A 25337-nucleotide genomic window follows, 5' to 3' on the forward strand; every position below is an offset into this window, starting at 1 on the left:
CCGCCGGCCTTCCGGTGGAACGCCCCTGCTTATCCAGAAGAGAGGAACGTACCCATGACCGCCCTTGCTCCGTCCCTGTCTCCCGCGCCCACATTGGGCATGCCCGGCGCGGATGCGGCCGTGTTCGGCGCCATCGCCGCCGAGCTTCACCGCCAGCGCGACCAGATCGAACTCATCGCCTCCGAAAACATCGTCTCGGAAGCGGTGCTGGCGGCGCAGGGCTGCGTCTTCACCAACAAATACGCCGAAGGCTATCCGGGCCGGCGCTATTATGGCGGCTGCGAGCAAGCGGACGTGGTGGAGCAGATCGCCATTGATCGCGCCAAGGCCCTGTTCGGCTGCGCCTTCGCCAATGTGCAGCCCCATTCGGGGGCGCAGGCCAATGGCGCGGTGCTGATGGCCCTGCTCCAGCCGGGCGATTGCATCCTGGGCATGTCGCTGGCCGCCGGTGGCCACCTCACCCACGGTGCCCCGCCCACCCTCTCGGGCAAGTGGTTCAAGGCCGTGGGCTATGGCGTCAGCCGCGAGACCGCGCTCATCGACTATGACGAGGTTGAGCGTCTCGCCCTGGAGCATCAACCGAAGCTCATCATTGCGGGTGGATCGTCCTACCCGCGAATCATCGACTTTTCCCGTTTCCGCGCCATCGCCGATCAGGTGGGAGCAACCCTCATGGTGGATGCCGCTCATTATGCGGGGTTGATCGTGGCGGGCGCCTATCCCTCGCCCTTTCCCCACGCCCATATCGTCACGTCCACCACCCACAAGACCCTGCGCGGCCCGCGCGGCGGCCTCATCCTCACCAATGACGAGGCCCTGGCGAAGAAGATCAACTCCGCCGTTTTCCCAGGCCTCCAGGGCGGCCCGCTCATGCATGTGATCGCGGCGAAGGCGGTGGCGTTCGGCGAGGCGCTGGACGACAGCTTCCGCACCTATGCCCTTCAGGTGGTCTCCAATGCCCGCGCGCTCGCCGCCAGGCTGGTGGAGCGGGGCGCGGCCATCGTCTCCGGCGGCACGGATAGCCATATCGTGCTGGTGGATTTGCGGCCCTTCGGCGTGACCGGCAAGGCGGCGGAGGCCGCGCTGGAGCGGGCGGGGCTGACCTGCAACAAGAACGGCATTCCCTTCGATCCGGAAAAGCCTGCCGTCACCTCTGGCATTCGCTTGGGCACGCCCGCTGGCACGACGCGCGGGTTCGGCATCACCGAGTTCGAAACCGTGGGCGACCTCATCGCCGACGTGCTCCGTGGCCTCGCGGCCAACGGTGCGGAGAACAATGGCGGGGTGGAATGCGCGGTGCGCGGGAAAGTGGAGGCGCTGTGCCGCCGCTTTCCGCTCTATCAGGGCCTGTAACGAAAAAGGGGCGCGCAACGTCTGCGCTCCCCTTCCCTGATTCGGTGCGCACCACGCTCAGGCGATGCGCTTCAGCCCGTCGAGGCCTGCCACCAGTTCGGCGACAGAGGGCAGTTCCACCCGGGCGCCGGTGGGGCTGATGAGGCCACGGGCGCCGGACAAGGCACCTGCCTTCAGTTCCAGGCCAAGCAGCCGGTCGCGCTCATAGGCGCCGGGCATCCAGAGCTGCCCGGTCAGCGCGCTGGAAAAGCCGAAGCGCGCATAATAAGGCGCATCGCCCACCAGCAGGATGGCGCCGTGGCCGAGGCGGGTCGCCTCCGCAATGGCGACGCGCATCATCTCGGCGCCAAGTCCCACGGAACGGAACCAGGGATGCACCGCGAGCGGGCCAAGCAGGAGCGCCGGGCAGCCAGGGCCGGCCGTCACGTTCCACAGACGCACGGTGGCCGCCAGGCGACCATCGGGGCCATGGGCAACAAAGGACAGGCCTTCGGCCGGCAGCCGGCCCTCGCGGATGCGCTCGGACGACTTCTCGAACCGGGCCGGCATGATGAGGTCCAACAGGGCCTCGCGCGCGGCGACCTCTTCCAGTTTCTCAGCAACAATCTCAGTCATCGGCACCTCCTGTGCCACAACCGAAGGCCGAAAGACGCCGACCCGGCCGGGCGCATGCCCGGCTTGCATGGCGCCATCAAGGCGCCGGGATCGGTGCGGAAGGCGTGATCGTCAGATCACGTAGGACTTCAGCGGCGGGAAGCCGTTGAAGGCCACGGCCGAATAGGTCGTGGTGTAGGCGCCGCAAGCCTCGATGAGGATCTTGTCGCCGATGGCGAGCGACACCGGCAGGTGCACCGGGGTCTTCTCATACATCACGTCCGCCGAATCGCAGGTCGGGCCGGCGAGCACGCAGGGAGCGGTGTCGTCGCCGTCACGCGGGGTGCGCAGCGGGTAGCGGATGGCCTCGTCCATGGTCTCGGCGAGGCCGCCGAACTTGCCGATGTCCAGATAGACCCAGCGCAGGGCTTCGGCCTCGGACTTCTTGGAGATCAGGACCACCTCGGTCTCGATCAGGCCGGCATTGCCCACCATGCCGCGACCGGGCTCCATGATGGTCTCGGGGATGGAATTGCCGAAGTGACGTCGCAGCGAATCGAAGATCGCCTCGCCATAAGCGGCCGCCGCCGGCACGTCCTGCAGGTAGCGGGTGGGGAAGCCGCCGCCCAGGTTCACCATGGACAGGGTGATGCCGCGCAGGGCGCAGTCCTGGAAGATGCCGGCGGCAGAGGCCAGCGCCTGGTCCCAGGCATGCACATTCTTCTGCTGCGAGCCCACATGGAAGGACACGCCATAGGCCTGGAGACCCAGGCGGTGGGCATGCTCCAGCACGTCTGCGGCCATTTCGGGCTCGCAGCCGAACTTGCGGGACAGCGGCCATTCGGCACCGGCACCGTCGCAAAGGATGCGGCAGAACACCTTGGCGCCGGGGGCGACGCGGGCGATCTTCTCCACTTCCTCGTAGGAATCCACCGCGAACAGGCGCACGCCGATCTTGTAGGCGCGCTCGATGTCGCGCTCCTTCTTGATCGTGTTGCCGAAGGAGATGCGCTCGGGGCCGGCACCGGCGGCGAGCACCATCTCGATTTCGCCCACGGAGGCGGTGTCGAAGCACGAGCCGAGCTCAGCCAGCGCCTGCAGGATGGCGGCGTCGGGATTGGCCTTCACGGCATAAAAGACACGGGTGTCCGGCAGGGCGCGGGAGAAGGCGGCGTAATTCGCGCGCACCACGTCCAGATCCACCACCACGCAGGGACCGTCTTCGTGACGGGTCTTGAGAAATTCGCGGATGCGATTGGTCATGGAAACCTCCCCGTGACCTGAAGCCTCGTGAAGCGCGTTTGACCGCGCGACGACAGGACGGACAGGCACCTGCCTGTCCGGGGCACGCACCCGTGGGGGAAGCGCGGTGTGGACGCGCACTCCTCCCGACGGGCCATACCCGCTTCGCCGGTCGCAAACCGGCCGCATCATCGCGCCGAACGGCATCCCTTCGCTCGGCTCGTCGTTAGACGAACGCGAGGCGTTCAAGAGATGCGCGCGCTTGGAGTGGGGAAGTCCCGCTCCGCACGGCCGGCAAGATGTAGTGCCTCTTCAGTAACGCCGACCTTTGGAGGGCCGACTGAGACCAAAAAAGCCCGCTACGTCGTTGCTTCAAGTCACGTCCCCCGCGTGAGGAGCGGGGTGGGCCGGTTCCCTCCGGCTATCGGTCGTCCTGGTAGCTTTCCGGCCTCTTGTCCGGACTTCCACCGACCGACACGCGACCACAGGCACGTGCGAAATTGGGCAAGCGGGGATTTAGGAGAATTCGCCCGCCTTCGCAAGCGGCAATTTGATGAATTTTGATCCACATTGGTGCCACTTTTCCGGCACGCCCGGCAACGGCTGAGGCAGCCCAGACCAAGGGTCCCGGATGCTGCCGCCAGGCTTGCGTCGCCCGCGCCGGATCGCCGCGTCGCGGACATGTGCTCTTGATTGGTATCAATACAAGGAGCAAGGTGGCGGCCTAGAGTGAGAATGAAGAGGATCCCTCCGCGACCTCGTCCCCCGCAGGATTCGGAATGACCTACGACCACTTCTTCGCTGACGCCGTCGACGCCCTGCGCCGGGAGCGCCGCTACCGCACCTTCGCGGAAATTGAACGCGATGCGAGCCGCTTCCCCCGCGCGCTTTGGCACTCGGCCGGAGGCCCCCGCGAGATCGTGGTGTGGTGCTCGAACGACTATCTGGGCATGGGCCGGCATCCGTCGGTGATCGAGGCCATGCGCGAGGCTGCCTCGCTGCGCGGTGCCGGCGCGGGCGGAACCCGCAACATTTCCGGCAACAGCCACGAAATCGTGATGCTGGAGCGCGAGCTGGCGGATCTTCACGGCAAGGAGCAGGGGCTGGTCTTCACCTCCGGCTATGTCTCCAATGCCACGGGCATTTCCACCATCGTCAAGCTGATCCCCGACTGCGTGGTGATCTCCGACGAACTCAACCACAATTCCATGATCGAGGGCGTCCGCCAGGGCGGCCGGCAGAAGGCCATCTTCCGCCATAACGACCTCGCCCATCTGGAAGAGCTGCTCCAGGCCGCCGGCAACCGCCCCAAGGTGGTGGTGTTCGAGAGCGTCTATTCCATGGACGGCGACATCGCCCCCATCGCGGCCATCTGCGATCTGGCCGAGCGCTACGGCGCCATGACCTATCTCGACGAAGTGCACGCGGTGGGCATGTACGGCCCGCGCGGCGCTGGCGTCGCCGAGCGTGACGGCGTCATGCATCGCGTCGACGTGATCGAGGGTACGCTGGGCAAGGCCTTCGGCGTGGTGGGCGGCTATCTCACCGGCAAGCGCGTGGTGATGGATGCCGTGCGCTCCTATGCCCCCGGCTTCATCTTCACCACCGCCCTCCCCCCGGCGGTCGCCGCGGCCGCCACCGCCTCCATCCGCCACCTCAAGGTCTCCCAGGCCGAGCGGGACGGGCAGCGGGCGCAGGTCTCCAAGGTCAAGGCGGCGCTGGCCGCCGCCGGCTTGCCGCAGATGGACACGCCCACCCATATCGTTCCGGTGATGGTGGGCGATGCCAAGGCCTGCAAGGCGGCGAGCGACGTGCTGCTCGCCGAGCATGGCATCTATATCCAGCCCATCAACTACCCCACCGTGCCGCGCGGCACCGAGCGCCTGCGCATCACGCCCACCCCGTTCCACACCGACCGGATGATCAACCATCTGGCCGAATCGCTCTGCGATGTGTGGTCCCGCCTCGATTTGCCCCGCGTGGTGCGCACGCCCCAGCCGCTGCGCGCAGCGGTCGGAGCCTCCGCCCCCGCACCGATCCCGGTGCCCATGTCGGGTGGCTGAGCGCCCTTGTTCTTCACGCAAAAGGCCGGGATGCTCCTCGCATCCCGGCCTTTTTTGTTGGCAAGCTCTCGTCGCGCGCCCTGCACCCGAAGGTCCGGGCCGCCAGAGGCATCCTCCCGCGGACATCCCGGAACTGCCCCCGCGCCGAACACACGCTTGGTCTGAGTCGCCAGATGCAGGGTCGACGACGTGCCTGGTAGGGTGGCGCTTCAGGGGCGGGCGCCCCCTCCCTTACCCCTTCCGTGCGCATGGAGATGTCCGATGAGCCATGTTCTCTGGCAAAGCGCCGCCCACCCCGCTCCGATTGCCCTCTTCCGCGATGCCACCGAGATCCTGCTCAGCGTGGCCGAACAGCGCCACGCGGGCGATCCGTCGGCCCTTCAGGCACCGGTGCGCCGTTTCGTGAGGGACGCGGACGAAGCCCACGCCATCGCCTTCGACGGGCCAGAGCCCCTCGTGGCCATGAGCCTCGACGACGTGCTGGACTGTCATCGCGCGTCACATCCCGCGGCCTCGGACCTGGTGATCATCGCCGGCATTCACCGGGGTTTCCTGTCCCTGGCGGCCCGTCCCGGCCTTGCCGCGCTGGCGGACCTCAAGGGCAGGCGTGTGGCGGTGGACACGGACACCGGCTATGCGAGTGCCCTGTTCCATATCTTGCGCCGGGACGGCCTGGAGCGCGATCGGGACTATGAGGTGGTCTATGCCGGCGCCACCAATCTGCGCTTTGAAAAGCTGCTGGCCGGTGAGTTCGACGCCACGTTGCTGGGTGCTCCCTATACCGATCTTGTCCAGCAGGCGGGTTTCGGCCTGCTGGGCAAAGTCTCAGATGCGCTCGGAGGGTATCAGGCCATCGTCCTGGCCGCCCGGCGCCCCTGGCTCGCTCTGCCTGGCAACGAGGAGGCCGCAGGCAGGACGGTCGCGGCGATCACGCAAACTCTCGCCTTCGCCTGCGACCCCACGAACCGGGTGCGCGTCACCCGCATGGTCCAGTCGGCACTGCCGGCGCTCAATGCCCCGGCCGCCGCAGGGGTGGCCGAGGGATTGTTCGGCACACAAAGCGACTTCCTCCGGGACGGCCGGATGCGGGATGCCGACATCGAGGTGGTGCTCGACCTGTTCAACCGTTCCCGTGGGGCGCAGCTCATGCTTGCGGACGTGCGCCGGCTGGTGGACACGCGGCTCCTGCCACCGGCGGAAGCCGCGCGCCTGAAAGGCTAGGTCAGGCCTTGCCCGACCAGGGCTGGGACTGCCACAGGGCCCGGAACTTGGCGTCGGCGACCGCGAGGCGCTCGCGCCATTGGGGGCCGGGCAGGTAGTCTTCCTGCGTGTACTGGCTTTCGATCTTGGCGAGGAACTCCGGATTCTTCATGATCTTGGCCGTGGCCTCGGAGAGTTTCGCCATCACGTCGGCGGGCAGCCCCTTGGGGGCGACGATGCCGCGTTCGGAGCCCATCTCCACGTTCACGCCCTGCTCCTTGAAGGTGGGTACGTCCGGTGCGAAGCGGGAGCGGGTGGCCCCGCCCTGGGCGATCATGCGCAGCTGGGTCTGGAAGGGGGCGACCTCGCCCACGTTCAGCCCCGCCACCGTCACCTGCCCGCCCAGCACCGCCGTGCGCATGGGGCCGGCGCCCTGGAAGGGCACGTGGTTCAGCTTCACCCCCGTGGCCTGCTCGAACAGGACCAGGCACAGATGGTCGTCGGTCCCGATGCCGGTGGAGCCGAAGGTAACGCCGCCGGGATCCTTCTTGGCCGCTTCGACCAGGTCCTTCAGCGTCTTGATGGGGCTGTCCGGCTGCACCGAGAAAGCGGAAGGGTCGGAGACGAGGTTCGCCACATAGTCGAAGTCAGACAGCTGGAACTTGGTCTGCCGCTCGATGGGCAAGGTGACGAGGCCAGGCATATTGGTGACGCCCAGCGTGTAGCCGTCGGGCTTGGCGCGGGCGACACCAGCGAGCGCGATCTCGCCGGAAGCGCCGGGCTTGTTGAGCACGATCACCTGGCTGCCCAGCTCCGTGGAGAGATAGCCGGCGAAGGTGCGGGCGGTCACATCCGTGCCGCCGCCGGGCGCGAAGCCCACCACCAGTTCCACGGGTCGGCTGGGGAAGGTATCGGCCCGCAACACGGCGGGCGCCGCGACGAGCCCGGCGGCTAGGCCGACCGCGGTGCCCATGAAGCGCCGGCGGGTCAGGTTATGGTCCATGGTGTCCTCCAGATTATGGTTTTGCTGTCGAGGGGAGAGCGGCGCGCGGCCGTTCACTCTGCCGCCTGGGCGGTGATGCCGTCGCGCCAGGCGATGAGGCGGCGAATGCCCTCGCGCATGGTGACTTCCGGCTTCCAGCCGATGACGCGCTCGGCCTCCTCATGCGCGATGCGGAAGGCCCCTCCGGTGGTGAGGCGCACCTTGCCGGGCTCGGGCTCCACATGCTCGGGCGCGATGGGAATGCCGGCCACCTCGGCCACCAGGTTCACCAGTTCCAGGGTGGTCACCGGCGCGGGGCCGGAGAGATTCACGGCAACATCGGTGGCGGGGGAGGCAAGCGCGGCCGCATTGGCGCGGGCCACATCACCCACATAGACGAAGTGCTTGGTCTCCGAGCCATCGCCCAGGACGCGGGGGGCCAGGCCCTTCTTCAGCCGGTCATGGGTCTCGATGATGTAGAGCGCATTGGCGGCGCGGTAATGCTGGCGCTCCCCATAGACGGTGGAATAGCGCAGGATCACATAGTCAAGGCCATAGCGGCGGAAGGCATCGCGGCAGAGCTGCTCGCCGATGATCTTGGAGGCGCCATAGAGCACGGCGGCGGGCGGCGCGCCGGCGGAATGGAAGGGCGTCTTCTCCACCAGTTCGCCCGCGACCCCCGGGCCATAGCCATAGACCGCATTGGAAGAGGCGAAGACCAGCTTGCGCACGCCATTGGCGCAGCAGGCGGCGATGACGTTGCGCACGCCGTCGATGTTCACCTCCAGGCCCACCTCGGGATCGCGATCCATGGAGATGGTCATCATGGCGGCGAGGTGAATGACGCCGTCCACATTGCGGATGGCGCGCAGGAGTTGCGGCAGGCGGGTGATATCCGCCGTCTCGATGCGCACCCGGGGATTGCCCTCCAGATGCGCGATGGTCTCGCGGGCACCGAAGGAGAAATTGTCCAGGATCACCACTTCGGCGGCGCCCTGGGCGAGCAGCAGATCGGCGGTGGTGGAGCCCACCAGGCTGGCGCCGCCCACGATCAGGAAGCGGCCGCCGGCAATGGCGAGGGCGGGATTGCGTTCGGTCGAAGTCATGGCGGTTCCGTCAGCGTGCGATGGACAGGGGATTTTCGTGGAGGCCGAGGAAGATGCTCTTCACCTGGCCGTAGAGGCGCAGCCCTTCGATGCCCTTCTCGCGGCCGATGCCGCTGGCCTTGAAGCCGCCGAAGGGCGAGGAGATGTGGGACTGCTTGTAGGTGTTGATCCAGACCGAGCCGGCCTCCAGCGCCCGGCCCACCCGCCAGGCGCGCTTGAAGCTCTCGCTCCAGATGCCGCAGGCGAGGCCAAAAGCGGTGCCGTTGGCCTTCTCGATGAGGTCCGCCTCGTCCTTGAAGGGCAGCGCCACAAGGACCGGGCCAAAGATTTCCTCCTGGCACAACATGGCATCGGGGCCGAGGCCCTCGATGACGGTCGGCAAGTAATAGGCGCCGCCGTCATAGGCGGGCCCCTGCGGAATGCCGCCACCCGCCAGCACCGTCCCACCTTGGGCAAGGCCCCGGGCCACATGGGCCGCCACCTTGTCGCGATGATGGAAAGAGGCGAGCGGCCCCACCTCCACCTCCGGGTCATCGGGTGCGCGCACCCGCACGGCGCGGGCACGCGCCGCCACCCGGTCCACCACCTCGCGATAGACGCTCTCTTCCACGAACAGGCGGGAGCCGGCGACGCAGCTCTGGCCAGCCGAGCCGAAAATGCCGGCGGCCACCGCCGCCACCGCATGGTCGAGATCGGCGTCGGCGAACACCACATGGGGCGACTTGCCGCCCAGCTCCAGCGCCACCGGCGCGAGGCGCTCGCCCGCCACCTTGCCGATGGCGCGGCCCGTGACCGTGCCGCCGGTAAATGAGATCATCCGCACGCCGGGATGGGCGACGAGCGCCGCGCCCACCGTCTCGCCCCGCCCCTGCACCACCTGGAGCTGGCCCTCGGGCAGGCCGGCCTCCAGGCAGATGCGCACCAGTTCGGGCGCCAGCAAGGGCGTGTCCTCAGAGGGCTTCAGGATCACGGCATTGCCTGCCGCCAGAGCGGGGGCGACCTTGCCGGCCTCGTTCATGATGGGTGAGTTCCAGGGGGTGATGCAGAGCACCACGCCATAGGGCTCCACCACCGTCATGGCCACATACTCGCCGCGCGAGGGTTGGACCTGCGTCTCCATGGTCTCGACCACGCCCGCATAATAGCGGAAGGCACCAGCGGCCGACTCCACCATGCCCCGGCACTCGGCCAGCGGCTTGCCGCTGTCGCGCATCTGGAGCTGAGCCAGGCTCTCCTTCTCCGCCGCGATGCGGCGGGCGATCTCCTGCATCACCAGCGCCTTGCGCTGGGGCGCCATGGCCCGCCAGGGCGAAGTGCGATAGGCCTGCCAGGCCCGCTCCACGACCCCGTCAATGGCCTCGAGCGGCGTTGCAGCCACCGTCCCGACGATGCGGCCGTTGGCTGGATCGATGGAGACGATCTCCTCCCGTGGCGGCGTGATGGCCCGTGCGCTCACTGGCATCGGCGTGTCCTCCTGAATTGCGCCGGCACGCTAGACGCGCGCCGCCCATGGCTGCCAGGGGGTAGATGCCGATGATCCGCTCGATGATATTATTGATAAAAAGGGCGTGGAATCGTACGCCCAAGCCCGTCATTGCTGTCCCGCGCCCCTCCGGTGAAAGTGCCGCCGATGCCCCGCTCCCGCCCCGCTGTCGACGAGGATGCCGAAGAGGCCGCCGCGGCGGAGGCCCGCTTCACCTTGCCCGGAGACGAGCGCCCGCTCGCGGCGCCGGTGGCGGCGGTGATCGCGGCGCTGGAGGCGGACATCATTGCCGGCCGCATCCTGCCCCGGAACCGGCTGATCGAAGACCATCTGATGGAGGATTACGGCGCCAAGCGCCACGTGGTGCGCGCCGCGCTGGAAGAGCTGGAACGCCTCGGCGTGGTGGTGAAACCGCGCTATCGGGGCGCGGAACTGCGGCGCTTCGAGAAGGGCGAGATCGCGCGGCTCTATGACATGCGCGAGGTGCTCCACCGGGCGGCGGTGGCGCGCATCCGCCCGCCTTCGGAGGAGGCGCTCAAGCCGGTGCGGCACTGGCTGGAGGCCCATGCGGCGGCGGCGCGCGAGGGCGACCTCGTCGCCATCCACCGCACCAACATGATGTTCCACGATGCGGTCTTCGCTCTCTGCGACAACCCCTTCCTGGTGGCCACCATCCGCCAGCACGACTGGCTGAGCTTTCCCATCCGCGCTTATGGGGTGGCGGATGCCGCCGCCCTCGCCCAGGCCTGCGACGAGCATCGCCGACTGGTGGACCTGCTTGTGGCCGGCCAGATGGAGGACCTGGAGGCGCTCACAATCTCCCATATGAGCCGCGCCCGGCGGCTCTATGAAGAGAAGTTCCTGACCCGCGCCCGGACCCCGGCGGCCTGAGCGGAAGCTTGGCCAGACGGGCTTCACGAATGGAAGGCCATCGCCTTTTGTGTCGGCAAATCAGTGCGAAGCGGGTAAGAGGGATGACCTTCCTGCCCGGCCAGGGCCACACCTGCAAGAGCCTGACATGACTGTGACGGACACCCTCGACGCCTTCGTCCCCCACGGCCATTTCGACCGCGCGCCCACCGGCGAAGGCCCCCTGTCCGGCCGCATCTTCGCGGTGAAGGACTTCTTTGACGTGGCCGGCGTGCCCACCGCCGCCGGCAGTCCGGATTGGCTCGCCACACACGACATTCCCAGCCGCAGCGCCTCGGTGGTGGACAAGCTCTTGGCCGCCGGCGGCCATCTGGTGGGCAAGACCCACACCGACGAGTTGGCCTGGAGCCTGAACGGCGAGAACCATCATTACGGCACCCCCATCAATCCGGCCGCGCCCGGCCGCATTCCCGGCGGCTCGTCCTCCGGCTCGGCAGCGGCGGTGGCCGGCGGGCTGGTGGACTTCGCCGTCGGCTCCGATACCGGGGGCTCGGTGCGCCTGCCGGCGAGCTATTGCGGCATCATCGGGCTGCGCCCCACCCATGGCCGCATCGCCATCGACGGCGCCGTGCCGCTGGCCCCTTCCTATGACAGCGTCGGCTGGTTCGCGCGCGACCCGGTGCTCTTCGCGCAAGTGGGGGAAGTGCTGTTCGGTGGCCTTGCCGAGGTGGGCGCCCCCGGCCGCCTGCTGCTTGCGCGCGACCTGTTCGAGGCCGCCGGCCCTGACGTGACAGCCGCCCTTGCGCCCGCCCTCGCGCGGGTGACTGAACGGCTCGGCGCGGCGGAAGAGGTGGATGTGTCCAAGGGAGCCCTGCCCGCCTGGCGTAATGCCTTCCGCCTCATCCAGTCGGACGAGGCCTGGGCGGCCCATGGCGCCTGGGTCCAGAAGGTGAAGCCCAATTTCGGCCCCGGCGTGCGCGAGCGCTTCGCCGCCGCCTCGGCCCTCGATGCCGGCGAGGTTGCCGCCGCGCGGGTGGTGCGCGACGAGGTGCGGGCGCGCATGGATGCGCTGCTCGGCAGCGACACGCTCATCATCCTGCCCACCGCGCCGGGCATCGCGCCCTTGCGCAACACACCCGGCGATGCGCTGGAGACCTTCCGCGCGCGGGCGCTGGAATTGCTGTGCCCCGCCGGCCATGCGGGCGTTCCGCAGATCTCCCTGCCGCTCGGCACGCTGGAGGGCTGCCCTGTCGGCCTTTCGCTGATGGCCCCGCACGGCAAGGATGAATATCTCCTCGCAGCCGCGAAAACCCTGCTCGGCTGAGGAGCCTATTCGGCGGCCAGAAGGCCGCCGCTCTCGGTGACGCGGCGCAGATGATATGTCGTGTCGCCGAGCATCAGCTCGATCATGGCGAGGCGCCGGAAATGGTGGGCGCCAAGATATTCCATGGTCATGCCGATGCCACCATGGAGCTGCACCGCGCTCTGGCCCACGAAGCGGGCCGCACGGTTCACCTGCACCTTGGCGGCGGACAAGGCCAGGCGCCGCGCTTCGGCATCCTCCGCCTCCGCCATCATGGCCGCATAGAGGGTCATGGACCGCGCCTGTTCCAGCGCCACCAGCATGTCCGCCGCCTTATGCTGGAGCGCCTGGAAGGTGCCGATGGCCACGCCGAACTGCCGGCGGGTCTTCAGATAGTCCACCGTGAGGGCGGTGAGCGCCTCCATGAGGCCCACCGCCTCCGCGCAGAGCCCCGAGATGGCGCCATCCACCACCTTCTCCACCACGGCAAGGCCGCCATCCCGCGGTCCCAGAAGGGCGTCAGCGGGGACGAAGACATCCGTGAGGGTCAGGTCCGCCGCCCGCCCGCCATCCTGGGTCGGATAGGCCGAGAGGGTCAGCCCCGGCGCGTCCGCCGGCACCAGGAAGAGGGAGATGCCCTCCTGCGCCCGGCGCTCGCCTGAGGTGCGCGCGCTCACCACCAGCAGGCCGGCGGCATCGGCGTTGAGCACCACGCTCTTGCGTCCGTCGAGGCGGAAGCCGCCCTCCACCGAGCGCGCCGAGGTGGCCACGTCATTGAGGTCATAGCGCGCCTGCGCCTCCCCATGGGCGAAGGCAAGGCGGAGCGAGCCATCCATGACCTTGGGTAGGATGTCCGCCCGCTGCGCGGCGCTTCCGGCCCAGCGCACGGCGCCGCCCCCCAGCACGATGCTGGCGAGATAAGGCTCGGGCGCCATCACCCGCCCCAGCGCGGTCATGACGATCTGCACATCCACCGGCCCGCCACCAAAACCGCCATCGGTCTCCGGGAACGGCAAGGCGAGAAGGCCGAGCTCGGCCAGAGCCGCCCAGCCGGGCTCCGGAAAGCCCAGGGGCGCCGCGCGGGCGGCGGTGAGCTGCTCCAGCGTGCCGTAAGTGTCGCTCGCCCAGCGCTCCACGCTGTCTTTGAGGAGAAGCTGCTCGGAGGAAAGGTCAAAATCCACAGCGCATCCCCCTCACAGGCCCAAGATCGCCTTGGCGATCACATTGTGCTGGATCTCGTTGGACCCGCCATAGATGGAGACCTTGCGATGGTTGAGATAGACCGGCGCCGCCGTCTCCGCGAAGGCGAACAGGCCGTCCAGGTCGTCGCCAAGGCCACCCCGCGCCGCGATCCCCTGCGGGCCGGCCAGTTCCAGCAGCAATTCGGTGGTGGCCTGCTGGAGTTCCGATCCCTTGATCTTGAGGATGGAAGAGGCCGGGTCGGGCTTGGTGGGATCGCGGGTCGCCTGCGCCGCCACCACCCGCATCTGGGTGATCTCCAGCGCTTTCAGCTCAATCTCCACGGACGCGAGACGGCTGCGGAAATCCATGTCGTCCCACACGGTCCTCGCCCCGGCCGGCGTTGCCTGCGCCAGGCGCTTGACGCGGGCGAGGCGCTCCTTGGACATGCCGATGCGGGCGATGCCGGTGCGCTCGTTGGAGAGCAGGAACTTGGCATAGTCCCAGCCCTTGTTCTCCTCGCCCACCAATAGTTCCGCCGGCACCCGCACCTGGTCCAGGAAGATCTCGTTGACCTCGTGCCGGCCGTCGATGGTGATGATGGGCCGCACGGTGACGCCCGGGCTGTCCATGGGGATGAGTAGGAAGGAGATGCCCGCCTGCTTCTTGGCCAACGGATCGGTCCGGGCGAGGCAGAACATCCAGTCCGCATATTGGCCGAGCGTGGTCCAGGTCTTCTGGCCGTCGACGATGTAATGATCGCCCTCGCGCACGGCGCGCGTCTTCAGCGAGGCGAGGTCCGAGCCGGCGCCGGGCTCGGAAAAGCCCTGGCACCACCAGTCCTCCAGGCTCTTGATGCGCGGCAGGAAGCGGGCCTTCTGCTCCGCGCTGCCGAAGGTGGCGATCACCGGGCCCACCATGAAGCAGTTGAACTGCAAGGGCAGCGGCACCGCCGCCTGCATCAGCTCTTCCATGAAGATGTAGCGCTCAACCGCGCTCCAAGGCTGGCCGCCATGCTCCAGAGGCCAATGGGGCACCGCCCACCCCTTGTCGTTCAGGATGCGCTGGGAGGTGACGTAGTCCTCCCGTGCAAGGGGGCGCCCTTCCGAGACCTTGGCGCGGATGGCGGCGGGGATCTCGGTGCGGAAGAAGGCCCGCACTTCGTCGCGGAAGGCGGTCTCCTCGGGCGTGAAGCGCAGGTCCATGGCGGCTGCCCTCTGTCCTTACCTATGCCTTGTCGGCGAAGGAACCGCCCTGCTCCGCCAGCGTCCGCAACAAGGCTGCAGGGCGCAGGCTCTCGTCGCCGGTCTCCTCGGCGAAAGTGTTCAGCGCTTCCACGATCTTGGGAAGTCCGACGCTCTCCGCCCAGTGCATGGGACCGCCGGTAAAGGGGGGCCAGCCATAGCCGTTGATCCAGACAAGGTCGATGTCGCCGGCGCGCGCCGCGATGCCCTCCTCCAGGATGCGCGCGCCCTCATTCACCATGGGATAGAGCAGGCGCGCCATGATCTCGTCCGGCGTGAAAGCGCGGCGCGTGATGCCCCGGTCGGCGGACAGGGCGAGGATGAGCGCCTCGGTCTCCGGGTCTCGCTCGCCCTTACGGGCGCCGGCCGGATAAAGATAAACGCCGCGCCCGGTCTTCTGGCCGAAATGGCCCCGCTCGCAGAGCGCATCCACCACCGGGGCCTTCACGCCCGTGACCTTGCGCGCCCGCCAGCCGATGTCGAGGCCGGCCAAGTCCAGCACCGCGAAAGGCCCCATGCGGAAGCCGAAGGCGGTGAAGGCGTCGTCCACCTCGTGGGGCAGCGCGCCGGCCAGCAGCACGCGTTCGGCCGCCTGGCTGCGCTTGGCCATCATGCGGTTGCCCACGAAGCCGTAGCACACACCCACCACCACCGGCACCTTGCCCAGGCGACGGCCGAGATCGAGGCCGGTCATCAGCACGTCCGGCGCGGTGGCCTTGGCGCGGACCACTTCCAAGAGACGCATGACATTGGCCGGGCTGAAGAAATGAAGTCCCACCACATCCTGCGGCCGGCTGGTGGCGGCGGCGATGGCATCCACGTCCAGATAGGAGGTGTTGGTGGCGAGGATGGCACCGGGCTTGGCCACCCGGTCGAGGGTACCGAAGATCTCCTTCTTCACCGCCATGTCCTCGAAAGCGGCTTCCACCACCACGTCGGCTTCCGCCGCCGCCTCCAGGCCCACGCCGCCCGAGATCAAAGCCAGCTGCGCCGCCATGTCCTCCGGCGCGAGAGAGCCGCGCTTCACGGACGTCTGGTAATTGGCCTTGATGCGGGCGAGCCCCGCCTCCAGGGCCTCCGCCTTCACCTCGATGAGGGTGACGGGAATGCCCGCCTGGGCAAAGCACATGGCAATGCCCCCACCCATGGTGCCGGCCCCAATGACGGCGGCGCGTGCGATGGGACGCGGGCGCACCTCCTTGCCGATGCCGGGCACCCGCGCGGCAGCGCGCTCGGCGAAGAAGAGGTGTCGCAGGGCCTTGGAGCTTGGATCCTTCACCAGGTCCTGGAAGGCGGCGCGCTCAAGGGCGAGCCCCTCTTCGAACGGCAGGTCCAGCGCGCCGCGCACCGCCTTGGCGAGGGCGGATACGTTGGGCATGCGCGGGGCGCGCTTGATGGCCTCGGCGGCGGCCGCCTCGAACGCGGCGCGGTCGGCGTCGGAGAAGCGGTCGGCGCGGTCGCGCACGCGCGGCAATTGGGGCTGGTCGGAAAGCTCCAGCGCAAGGCGGCCCGCCTCGGCCAGGAGGTCGGCGTCGGCCATGCGGTCGGCAAGGCCCGTGGAGAGGGCCTCGGCTGCCTCCACCGGCTCGCCGCTGGCCATCAGATCGAAGGCGCGGGCGGCGCCGAGAATGCGGGGCAGGCGCTGCGTGCCGCCCGCGCCGGGGATGATGCCGAGCTTGATCTCGGGCAGTCCGAGGCGGGCCTTGGGGCTGACAACGCGGGCATGGCACGCCAGCGCCAGCTCCAGGCCGCCCCCCAAAGCGACGCCATTGATGGCCGCCACCACGGGCTTGGCGCTGGCCTCCACCGCCTGGAGCACGTCCGGCAAAGAGGGCGGCAGCGGGGGCTTGCCGAACTCGGAGATATCGGCGCCCGCCACGAACGCCTTGCCCGCGCCCGTGACCACCACCGCGCGCACCGCGGGGTCCGCATTGGCTTGCGCGATGCCGGCTGCGATGCCGGCGCGCACGGCGGCGGAGAGCGCATTGACCGGGGGATTGTCGATGGTGAGGCGCATCACGCCGTCCGCACCTGCTTCCGTCCGCACCGGTCCCATGGCATCCTCCCTCGCATTCTGCATTGCAGAATTGAAGTTCACAGTTAGGGTCGTGTTGGGCTATGGATGAGCCCATGTCAAGCCATGTCCGGCATTGGCTTGGTGCTTCCAGCAGCGTGCATTCTGCATTGCAGAATGGCCGCTGCCCTGTGTCCCACCGTGCCCCTTCTGAGGCTCACCCATGCCCCGCGTCCCCCCTTCTCAGAGCGAGGCCGAAGCCGGGCCGAAGGACGACCGCCATTTCGTGACCGCGCTGGCCCGGGGGCTGGAGGTGCTCTCGGCCTTCAAGCCGGGGGAAACGCTGCTGGCCAATCACGAGATCGCCGCCCGCTGCGGCCTGCCCCGCTCCACCGTCTCGCGGCTCACCTACACGCTGACCAAGCTCGGCTACCTGCATTTCGTCGAGGAGGCGGGGAAGTACCGCCAGGGCACGCAATTGATGGCGCTGGGGTCGGTGGCGCTGGGCGGCCTTTCGGTGCGCCAGATCGCCCGCGCCGGCATGCGCGAGCTGGCCACCTTCTCCGACGGCACGGTGGGCCTCGGGGTGCGGGACAGGCTGAGCATGCGCTATGTGGAATGCCTGCGCGGCGCGGCGGCCATCTCGCTCAACATCGACGTGGGCTCGCGCATGTCCATGGCGCGCAGTTCCATGGGCCGGGCCTATGTGGCGGCGCTGGCACCGGACGAGCGCGCGGCGCTTTATGAGGAGCTGAGCCGGCTCGATCCGCTGGCCTGGCCCAAGCTCCAAAAGGGCCTGGAACAGGCGCTGGAGGACCATCGCACGCTGGGCTGCTGCTGCTCTTTCGGGGAGTGGCAGGAGACGGTGAGCGCCATCGCCGTGGGCTTCCGCCCCGGCGGCGGGCTCGATCCCATGGTGGTCAATTGCGGCGCGCCCACCGTCATCACCTCGCCGGACTTCCTGCTGAAGGACGTGCGGCCAAGGCTCATTGCCCTGGCCCGGCGCCTGGAAGGCGTGATGGGCGCCTGACGGGCGCCCTCAATGGCCCCCGCCGCCCCCCTTGTTCACCGGCCGCCGCATGAGCGGGGCAAAGAAGAAGAGGGTCACGAACAGGCCGGTCAGCACCAGGAAGACGTCCGAAAAGGCCATCACCTCCGCCTGGATGCGAACCTGCCCCGCCAGCTTCTTCAGCGCCGCCAGCTCCGCATCGGAGCCGAGCGCGGAGAGCGCCGACGTCATGGTGTCCAACCGCTCCACGGCCGCCCCCCGCGCCCATTGCACATTCTCGTGCAGGCGGGCGAGGTGAAGGTCCCAGCGATTGTTCAGCACGGTGTTGATCAGCGCGAGCCCCACCGCCCCGCCGAGATTGCGGGTGAGATTGAACAGGCCCGAGGCATTCTTCAGCTGCGCCAGCGGCAAGGTGCCGAGCGAGACGTTGTTGATGGGGATCATGGCGATCATCAAGGACACGCCGCGCAGGATCTGGGGCACCAGCAATTCCCAGAAGTCCCAGTCCTTGGTGATCGAGGTCACCTGCCACGTGCCCAGCGCAAAACCGAGAAACCCGGCCGCCATCATGATGCGCGGATCCACCTTGGCCGAGAGGCGCCCGGCGATGGGTGCGGTCAGGAACATGGCAAGGCCCGAGACGAACATGGTCTCGCCGATCATGAGCGCCGAATAACCCCGCACCCGCCCCAGATAGAGCGGGTAGAGATAGGTCAGGCCATAAAGCCCGATGCCCATGACGAAGCTGAAGGCCGAGCCCACCGCGAAATTTCGGTTGGCGAAGGCCCGCAACTCCACCACCGGGTGGCGCGCCATCAGCGCACGGGCAAAGAAGGCGACCGAGGAGACCGCGCAGACCACCGCGAAAGCAAGGATGGTGTGGTCCTCGAACCAGTCATTGGTGGGCCCTTCCTCCAGCACATATTCCAGGCTGCCCAGGAAGCCGGCCATGAAGAGAAGGCCCCACCAGTCGAAGCGGTCGAGCAAGGACAGGTCCGGCTCGTCGAAATCCACCAGGATGGCGCAGGCGATGGCGACGAAGATGCCGGGCACCACGTTCACCAGGAACAGCCAGTGCCAGGAGAAGAGGTCGGTGAGATAGCCGCCGACCGTCGGCCCGATGGTGGGCGCCAGCGTCGCCACGAGGCCGATCATGGGCGAGACCACCGACTGCTTCTCGCGCGGGAAGACTGAATAGGCCGCCGCGAACACGGTCGGGATCATGCCGCCGCCCAGGAAGCCCTGGAGGGCGCGATAGACGATCATCTGGCTGATGGTGGTGGCGGTGGCGCACAAGAGGCTCATGGTGGTGAAGCCCACCGCCGAGGCCACGAACAACCAGCGCGTGGAGAAGGCGCGCGACAGGAAGCCCGACAGCGGGATCATCACCACTTCGGCGATGAGATAGGAGGTCTGGACCCAGGAAATCTCATCCGAGCTCGCCGCCAGCCCCGCCTGGATCTCCGACAGCGAGGCCGAGACGATCTGGATGTCCAGGATCGCCATGAACATGCCGAAGACCATGCACAGGAAGGCGAACATGCGCCGCCCCTCGGACGAGGGGCGGGCCGCCGCGGCGGGCAAGGCGAGTGAGCCGGACATGGCGGGCCTCAGCTGCGCGTGTCGACGATGGCGTTGACCGACATGCCCGGCCGCAGCACAGCCGCTTGCCGCGCCTCGTCGTCAAGCTCGATCCGCACCGGCACGCGCTGGACGATCTTGGTGAAGTTGCCGGTGGCGTTTTCCGGCGGCAGCAGGCTGAAGACCGAGCCCGAGGCCGGCGCGATGCTCAGCACGCGGCCATGGAAGGCGCGGCCGGGGAAGGCGTCCACCTCCACATCCACCGCCTGGCCGGGATGCAGGCGGCCGAGCTGGGTCTCCTTGAAATTGGCGTCCACATAGACCTTGGAGATGGGCACCAGGGCGATGAGGCGCGTGCCCGCCTGCACCAATTGCCCCACCTGCACCGCCCGGTTGCCGACGATGCCGTCGAAGGGCGCGCGCACGAAGGTGAAGTCGAGGTTGCGCTTGGCCTGGTCGCGGGAGACCGTCAGTTCCGCCAGCGTGCGGGAGGCCTCGGTCTGCTGGGCCTTGAGCACCGCCACATTGGCCTGAGCCGAGGCGACGGCCGCCTTCGCGGCGTCGACGGACGCTTGCGCCTTGTCGCGGGCCGCGACGGCATTCTCCAGCGTGGAGCGGCTGGCAAATTCCGACTTGGCGAGCTTGGACTGCCGCTCATAGTCGAGCTGGGTGCGGTTCAACTCCGCCTCGTCCGCCGCCAGTTCCGCGACCGCCTGATCCACGCTCGCCTGCCCGGCGATGATCTGCTGGCCATAGCGGGCAATGGTGGCCTGCTGGGTGGCGATCTTGTCCTCCGCCGCCTGCAGGGAGAGGGCATAGTCGCCATCATCGATATGGGCGATGACGTCGCCCGCATGGACGGGCTGGTTGGTGTCCACGTCGATGCTGACGATGTGCCCGCTCACCTTGGCCGCGAGCACGGCCGTGTCCGCCGCCACATATGCATCGTCGGTGGAGACCAGGAAGCGCCCCACCGTCCACCAGTGGAAGCCGAAATAGCCGCCCGCTGCCACGGCCACGGCGAGCACCGCGCCGAGGATCCTGCGCCTCCGGGACGGCTTGCGGGGGCGGCTCCCGTCCCTGGTCGGCGGCAAGGGCGCCGCAGTCTCCGGCTGCCGGGACGTGACGGAGGGAGCCTCGGCATGGGTTGGGGCGTGACCTTCGCGGTCCAACGGCTCGGGAGCGCGCGCGTCCTGCGCGGCATCCTCCCGCCTGGAACGGGGGGAGGCCGCCGCCGGGGAAGCCACTGGCGCGGAGACGGGAGAGGCCAAAGTCTGGGCCATTGAGGGCCTCGTTGTGCAGGATGGGATCAAACTGAAACGTTCAGTTCATATTTCTTTACATACCAAACCAAACGGTTTAGTCAATGCCCTGGACGAGCCGCGATGCGCCCGATTCAAACCTGGGGTGCGTCGGTTTTTTCCGGAAGCGTCTGGCGTGACGGTGTGGGACATGCCATGCAACCCGGTGATCCAGGGGCTTGCCGCGCACACCGTCTCGCTGCCGCGATGATGCGGGAGCGGGCTCTCGGGCCGAGGGAGAGATGAGCACCACAACCACAGACGCCCCCGCCCGCACGGGCAGCCGCCAGGAACCGGAATCCGCCAAGCGCCGGGAAATTCTCGACGGCGCCCGCCGGGTCTTCTTCGACAAGGGCTTCGACGGCGCCAGCATGGACGAAGTGGCCAAGACGGCCGGCGTGTCCAAGGCGACCATCTATGTCTATTTCAGCAGCAAGGAAGAGCTGTTCAAGGCCCTGGTCCTGAGCGAGCGGAGCAAGTCCGCCGAACGTCTGTTCGAGATGGACGCCTCGAGCGACGACATTGCCGGCATGCTGCGGTGCATCGGCATTTCCTTCATGACCATGATGGTGCAGCCCGACCATCTGCGCATGGTCCGCATGGTCATGGGGGTGGCTGAAAAGTTCCCCAGCGTTGGAGCGGCCTTCTTCGAGGCCGGCCCTTGCCAGGGCGGGCGTCGGCTGGCGGACCTGCTGCGTGAACAGGCAAATCTCGGCCGCCTCCAGATCAAGGACGAGGTGCAGGCTGCGCACATCTTCTTCAGCCTTTGCCATGACAAGAAGGTCAAGGGCCTGCTGTTCGGCTGCAGCGCCCCGCCCACGCCGGACGAGATCGCCGTTGCCGTAGACGAGGCGGTGCGCCTCTTCCTCGCCGGTTACGGGCCGAAGCAGCCCGGCTAGCCGGGCTTTGGCCCGGCGCCCACGGGACTACTGCGCCGCGGCGGTTACGGCCTCCTGGGAGGCCGCTTGCGCCTTCGGCACCCGGCCTTGTGCCAGATCGTGGATGAAGGCGAGCTTCTCCACCACGGCGGGCGGGATCACGAAGGGATAGAGATCCGGCTGGCCCATGGACCGGTTCAGGCAATTGACCGCATAGGTCAGCGGCAGCCAGGCATCCACGATCCGCCGCACATCCCGCACCCGGTGCGGGTCGAACGAGATGTCCGCCTGGAGCGCGGCATCATCCGTGATGTCCGGATCAATGCGGATTCCGAACGCGCCGGCCATTTCCAGTGTGTCGAGGATGTGGAGATAGTGGGCGAAAGTCTCGGCCCAGTCCTCCCAGGGATGCATGGTGGCATAGGAGCTCACGAAGCGATCCTGCCAGTCGGCCGGCGCGCCCTGCTCGTAATGGCGGTTCAGCGCCTCGCCATAATCTTCCCGCTCATCCCCGAACAGGGCGCGGAACGCCTCCAGGTGTCCGCCGTCGCGCACCAGCTTGTCCCAGTAGAAGTGGCCGACCTCGTGCCGGAAATGGCCGAGTAGCGTGCGGTAGAGTTCGCCCATGGAGGCGCGCACCTGCTCGCGCGCGGCATCGTCCGCCTCGCGCAGAGACAGGGTGATGACCCCATTGTCGTGGCCGGTGAGCACCTTCGGTCCCTGCGGCGGATCGGCGAGGAAGTCGAACACCAACGGCTCGGGATCGTCGCTTCCCGGCACGGGCAAGGGCAGCTTGAGGCGGATGAGGGAGTAGAACAGCCGTCTTTTGGCCTGCTCGATCTTCTGCCAGTCGCGGTGATTCTCGGGGCTGGAGAGATCCGGGATGGTGCGGTTGTGGCGGCAGGCCCGGCAGAAGCTTTCCCCCTCCCCCGCATCCACCATCCAGTTGCAGGCATAGCTCTCCCAATTGGCGCAGAAGCGATAGCGCGCCTTGGGGTTCGCCAGCGCCACCCAATTGGATCCGTCCGGCTTCACCGCGCTGAGCACGCTCCGGTCGGGCAGGTAGCCCAGGCGAAGCCCGCATTTCACGCAGGAGGTATTCTCGAAATAGAGGACCTGCTGACAATTCTGGCACTTGAAGAGCTGCATCGAATCTCTCCCCGCGACCCGGTCTCGGGTGCATCGACCGCGCACAACGCGCCCGACACGAGGCGGTTCCACGCAACCGACCATAAGCCTAACGCGGGAAAGGGCGAGCCCACTTCGCCCATTCAACCAGCTTGGCCGGAGGAACCTCCCTGCCCCGCGTCCGTTGGGAAGGCAGGCCGGCACGCCTCCCACCCTTCCCCGGGATGCCCGTGCCCACGGGCGCAATCGCTGCGCCCCGATACCGAAAGGGAGACTGAAATGGGTCTTTTCTCCAAGGACATCAAGACCATGGACGACCTGTTCGTCCACACGCTGCAGGACATCTATTATGCCGAGAAGCGCATCGTGAAGGCGCTTCCCAAGATGATCGACAAGGCAAGCGACCCCACCCTCAAGCAGGCATTCCAGATGCACCTCACTGAAACGCAGGGCCATGTGACCCGCGTGGAGGAGGTCTTCCGCATGCATGGGGTGGAAGCCAAGACCACCACCTGCCCCGCCATCGACGGCATTATCGACGAGGCCGAGGACATCGCCAGCGAGGTGGATGATCCGGAAGTGCTCGACGCCGCCCTCGCCGCGGCCGCGCAGGCGGTGGAGCATTACGAGATGACGCGCTACGGGACGCTGGTCGCCTGGGCCAAGCGCCTCGGCCGCGCCGACTGCGCGCGCGTCCTGGAACGCACCCTCGCCGAGGAAAAGGCGGCCGACCAGAAGCTCACCTCCATCGCCGAGGCGAAGCTCAACATCCGCGCGGCTGAGTGACCGCGTTACAATGATGGATGCGGGCCAAGCGGCCCGCATCTCCCTCAGGGCACCTCCGCGAACTCAGGGCACTTGCGCGAACCGCTCCGCATAAAATTGCGTCGCCTTGAGGCCGGATCCGGTCAGCACCACGACGGTCTCCTCGCCGTCCTCGATCACACCCGCCGCCACCAGTTGCTTCAGCCCGGCGAAGGCATGGGCGGAGGTGGGCTCCGTGTAGAAACCCTTCGAGGCCAGGAGCCGAGCCGCCCCGATGATCTCGTCCTCGGACACAGCCGCGCTCGAGCCGCCCGTGTCGCGGATCGCTGCCACCAGCTCCTGCAAGCGGATGGGGGCACGGATCGCAGTGCCTTCCGCCACGGTCGGATGGACCTCAAGCGGCGCGCCGCCGCGCCACGCGGGATGAAGCGCGGCGTGAATGGGGCAGCAGTTTTCCGGCTGGGTCACGAAAATCCGCGGCAGGCGGGAGATTTCCCCGGCCGCCAGCAATTCCCGGAAGGCCATGTGGCAGCCGAGCACATTGCTCCCGGCGCCGGTGGGAATGATCACATTGTCCGGGGCGCGGAAGCCAAGGTCCTCCCAGATTTCATAGCCCAGCGTCTTCGTGCCCTGCAGGAACATGGGATGCCAGTTGTGGCTGGCATAATACGTCGTCTCGGCCGCGCGCATAGCGGCTTCCTCCGTGTCGTGCCGGGTGCCGGGAACCAGGGTCACCTGCGCCCCATAGGCTCGCGCCTGGGCGATCTTCGCCGGCTGGGTGTAGGCGGGCGCGAAGATGCCCACGCGCATGCCAGCCGCCGCCCCATAGGCGGCGATGGCGGCACCACCATTTCCCGAACTGTCCTCCACCACCCCTTCGATTCCGAGCGCCCGCAGGTGAGAGATGAGCACCGACGCGCCGCGATCCTTGAACGAGCCGGTGGGAGAGAACCACTCCAGCTTGAGGCGACATGAGAGGCCGTCGATGGAGGCCGGAACGAGCGGAGTGAGCCCCTCCCCAAGCGACACCGCGCCCGCCGGATCCACCGGCAGGGCAGCGGCATAGCGCCAGATGGAGCGGTGATCCCTGCGGATCTGGCCGCGCGTGAGCCCGTCCATCGGGGTCACCATCAAGGGATGGCCCTCGGGCGAGCGCCAGGCGAGGGTCTGGAGCGGGAAGTATTGGCCGGTGCGGGGATCAAGAAAAGCGGGTGCTTCGGAGGTCATGAGGGCACGTCAGGCTCGCGACAGAACGGGGCCCCGGCACCTTAGGAGGGAGGATGCGCGGCCGCCCATTGAACATTTCGACAAAATGTCGAAAACTGAATTTATGTCAACAAAATTGTCGAAAACGGACAAAATGTCGAAGCGCTCCGAACATGAACTGATCCTGCGGGAAGCCGGAAAGATCGCGCAGGCGCTCGCGGAGACGTTCGCCCCCCTCTGCGAGGTGGTGCTGCACGACCTCACCAACCCGTCCCATGCCATCGTCAAGATCGAGAACAATATCTCCGGCCGCGCCGTTGGAGATCCGGCCACCGAGCTGGGGCTCGCACGCATCGGCGATCCGGGTTTTCCCGATAAGCTGGTCAATTACGCCAACACGCTCCGCGACGGCCGGCAGGTGAAGAGCACCTCCATTGGCCTCAGGGACAGCAGTGGCACCTACGTGGCCGCCCTCTGCCTCAATATGGACGTGTCGTACCTCAACGGCATGGCGGACTATATCCGGGCCTTCACCGCCATTCGCACCGGGGACGGCCTGAAGGAGAGAATCCAGGGGCCGCGGTCGGAGGACATTCTGAAGCGCATCCGCGACTTCTCCGCCGCCCGCAACAAGGAGCCGAAATCGCTCACCACCGCCGAAAAGCGCGATCTGATGGCCCTGCTGGAGGAGGAGGGGCTGATGTCGCTCAAGGGGTCCGTGGACCTGGTAGCAAAGGCGCTCGGCACTGCGCGCAGCAGCATCTATTACTATCTGAACAAATAGGCGGCCTGCCGCCCATGAGCGGAACGGAGCGAGGCCTGCAAGGCCCCGCCCC

At 67.8% G+C, this 25337-nt stretch carries 21 protein-coding genes; 9 read left to right on the top strand and 12 right to left on the bottom strand.

Annotated features, from left to right (window positions below; all coding sequences use genetic code 11):
• The first annotated feature begins 54 nt into the window (after positions 1–54).
• The gene (gene glyA, locus PV781_RS20745; RefSeq protein ID WP_425532442.1) at positions 55–1353 is read left to right on the top strand and encodes a serine hydroxymethyltransferase; all 1299 of its coding nucleotides are present in this window, start codon (positions 55–57) and stop codon (positions 1351–1353) included.
• A 57-nt stretch (positions 1354–1410) separates the two neighbouring features.
• Here the strand turns inward: glyA and PV781_RS20750 are convergent, their stop codons facing one another.
• Both PV781_RS20750 and PV781_RS20755 read right to left on the bottom strand, forming a co-directional pair.
• On the bottom strand, positions 1411–1968 hold the full coding sequence (locus PV781_RS20750; protein ID WP_274777529.1) for a GNAT family N-acetyltransferase: 558 nt from the start codon (positions 1966–1968) through the stop codon (positions 1411–1413).
• A 111-nt stretch (positions 1969–2079) separates the two neighbouring features.
• A complete protein-coding gene (locus PV781_RS20755; protein WP_274777530.1) occupies positions 2080–3210 on the bottom strand; it encodes a type III PLP-dependent enzyme in 1131 nt (376 codons plus the stop codon).
• 758 nt (positions 3211–3968) lie between these two features.
• On the opposite strand from PV781_RS20755, the gene hemA reads away from it, so the two are divergent.
• Both hemA and PV781_RS20765 read left to right on the top strand, forming a co-directional pair.
• Positions 3969–5252, top strand: a complete 1284-nt coding sequence (gene hemA, locus PV781_RS20760) for a 5-aminolevulinate synthase (protein ID WP_274777531.1) — start codon at positions 3969–3971, stop codon at positions 5250–5252.
• A 261-nt stretch (positions 5253–5513) separates the two neighbouring features.
• The gene (locus tag PV781_RS20765; protein ID WP_274777532.1) at positions 5514–6473 is read left to right on the top strand and encodes an ABC transporter substrate-binding protein; all 960 of its coding nucleotides are present in this window, start codon (positions 5514–5516) and stop codon (positions 6471–6473) included.
• Between the two features lies 1 nt (position 6474).
• Here the strand turns inward: PV781_RS20765 and PV781_RS20770 are convergent, their stop codons facing one another.
• The 3 genes from PV781_RS20770 to PV781_RS20780 are packed head-to-tail and all read right to left on the bottom strand — an operon-like array spanning position 6475 to position 10002.
• Positions 6475–7455: a Bug family tripartite tricarboxylate transporter substrate binding protein gene (locus PV781_RS20770; RefSeq protein ID WP_274777533.1), complete on the bottom strand. Its 981-nt coding sequence runs from the start codon at positions 7453–7455 to the stop codon at positions 6475–6477.
• 53 nt (positions 7456–7508) lie between these two features.
• Positions 7509–8540 (bottom strand): NAD-dependent epimerase/dehydratase family protein, encoded by a 1032-nt coding sequence (locus tag PV781_RS20775; RefSeq protein WP_274777534.1) that lies wholly within the window; start codon positions 8538–8540, stop codon positions 7509–7511.
• A 10-nt stretch (positions 8541–8550) separates the two neighbouring features.
• Positions 8551–10002: an aldehyde dehydrogenase gene (locus tag PV781_RS20780; protein WP_274777535.1), complete on the bottom strand. Its 1452-nt coding sequence runs from the start codon at positions 10000–10002 to the stop codon at positions 8551–8553.
• Between the two features lie 168 nt (positions 10003–10170).
• On the opposite strand from PV781_RS20780, the gene PV781_RS20785 reads away from it, so the two are divergent.
• Entirely contained in the window at positions 10171–10914 is a 744-nt protein-coding gene (locus PV781_RS20785) for a GntR family transcriptional regulator (protein ID WP_274777536.1), read from the top strand.
• A 127-nt stretch (positions 10915–11041) separates the two neighbouring features.
• Positions 11042–12217 carry an amidase gene (locus PV781_RS20790; RefSeq protein ID WP_274777537.1) on the top strand — a complete coding sequence of 392 codons (1176 nt, stop codon included), beginning with the start codon at positions 11042–11044 and terminating at the stop codon, positions 12215–12217.
• A gap of 5 nt (positions 12218–12222) precedes the next feature.
• Here the strand turns inward: PV781_RS20790 and PV781_RS20795 are convergent, their stop codons facing one another.
• From PV781_RS20795 to PV781_RS20805, 3 genes are read right to left on the bottom strand one after another with little or no spacing between them, the layout of a single operon-like run.
• Positions 12223–13377 carry an acyl-CoA dehydrogenase family protein gene (locus PV781_RS20795; protein WP_274777538.1) on the bottom strand — a complete coding sequence of 385 codons (1155 nt, stop codon included), beginning with the start codon at positions 13375–13377 and terminating at the stop codon, positions 12223–12225.
• 12 nt (positions 13378–13389) lie between these two features.
• The gene (locus tag PV781_RS20800; RefSeq protein WP_274777539.1) at positions 13390–14580 is read right to left on the bottom strand and encodes an acyl-CoA dehydrogenase family protein; all 1191 of its coding nucleotides are present in this window, start codon (positions 14578–14580) and stop codon (positions 13390–13392) included.
• 22 nt (positions 14581–14602) lie between these two features.
• Positions 14603–16675 (bottom strand): 3-hydroxyacyl-CoA dehydrogenase NAD-binding domain-containing protein, encoded by a 2073-nt coding sequence (locus tag PV781_RS20805; protein WP_274777540.1) that lies wholly within the window; start codon positions 16673–16675, stop codon positions 14603–14605.
• Between the two features lie 181 nt (positions 16676–16856).
• Here PV781_RS20805 and PV781_RS20810 point away from each other — a divergent pair, with 181 nt between their 5' ends.
• Positions 16857–17663: an IclR family transcriptional regulator gene (locus PV781_RS20810; protein ID WP_274777541.1), complete on the top strand. Its 807-nt coding sequence runs from the start codon at positions 16857–16859 to the stop codon at positions 17661–17663.
• A gap of 9 nt (positions 17664–17672) precedes the next feature.
• Here PV781_RS20810 and PV781_RS20815 read toward each other — a convergent pair whose 3' ends face one another.
• Both PV781_RS20815 and PV781_RS20820 read right to left on the bottom strand, forming a co-directional pair.
• Positions 17673–19244: a DHA2 family efflux MFS transporter permease subunit gene (locus tag PV781_RS20815; protein WP_274777542.1), complete on the bottom strand. Its 1572-nt coding sequence runs from the start codon at positions 19242–19244 to the stop codon at positions 17673–17675.
• 8 nt (positions 19245–19252) lie between these two features.
• Positions 19253–20506, bottom strand: a complete 1254-nt coding sequence (locus tag PV781_RS20820; protein ID WP_425532443.1) for an HlyD family secretion protein — start codon at positions 20504–20506, stop codon at positions 19253–19255.
• A 260-nt stretch (positions 20507–20766) separates the two neighbouring features.
• Here PV781_RS20820 and PV781_RS20825 point away from each other — a divergent pair, with 260 nt between their 5' ends.
• The gene (locus PV781_RS20825) at positions 20767–21423 is read left to right on the top strand and encodes a TetR/AcrR family transcriptional regulator (protein WP_274777543.1); all 657 of its coding nucleotides are present in this window, start codon (positions 20767–20769) and stop codon (positions 21421–21423) included.
• A 27-nt stretch (positions 21424–21450) separates the two neighbouring features.
• Here PV781_RS20825 and PV781_RS20830 read toward each other — a convergent pair whose 3' ends face one another.
• Positions 21451–22551 (bottom strand): zinc-binding metallopeptidase family protein, encoded by a 1101-nt coding sequence (locus PV781_RS20830; RefSeq protein WP_274777544.1) that lies wholly within the window; start codon positions 22549–22551, stop codon positions 21451–21453.
• A 258-nt stretch (positions 22552–22809) separates the two neighbouring features.
• Between PV781_RS20830 and PV781_RS20835 the strand changes: the two genes are divergently transcribed.
• Entirely contained in the window at positions 22810–23316 is a 507-nt protein-coding gene (locus tag PV781_RS20835) for a YciE/YciF ferroxidase family protein (RefSeq protein ID WP_274777545.1), read from the top strand.
• A gap of 63 nt (positions 23317–23379) precedes the next feature.
• On the opposite strand, the gene PV781_RS20840 is transcribed toward PV781_RS20835, so the two are convergent.
• The gene (locus tag PV781_RS20840; RefSeq protein WP_274777546.1) at positions 23380–24522 is read right to left on the bottom strand and encodes a threonine synthase; all 1143 of its coding nucleotides are present in this window, start codon (positions 24520–24522) and stop codon (positions 23380–23382) included.
• Between the two features lie 133 nt (positions 24523–24655).
• Between PV781_RS20840 and PV781_RS20845 the strand changes: the two genes are divergently transcribed.
• On the top strand, positions 24656–25285 hold the full coding sequence (locus tag PV781_RS20845; protein WP_274777547.1) for a helix-turn-helix transcriptional regulator: 630 nt from the start codon (positions 24656–24658) through the stop codon (positions 25283–25285).
• Positions 25286–25337 lie beyond the last annotated feature (52 nt).

It is taken from the genome of Aquabacter sediminis, assembly GCF_028863665.1.
Taxonomy (GTDB): Bacteria; Pseudomonadota; Alphaproteobacteria; order Rhizobiales; family Xanthobacteraceae; genus L1I39.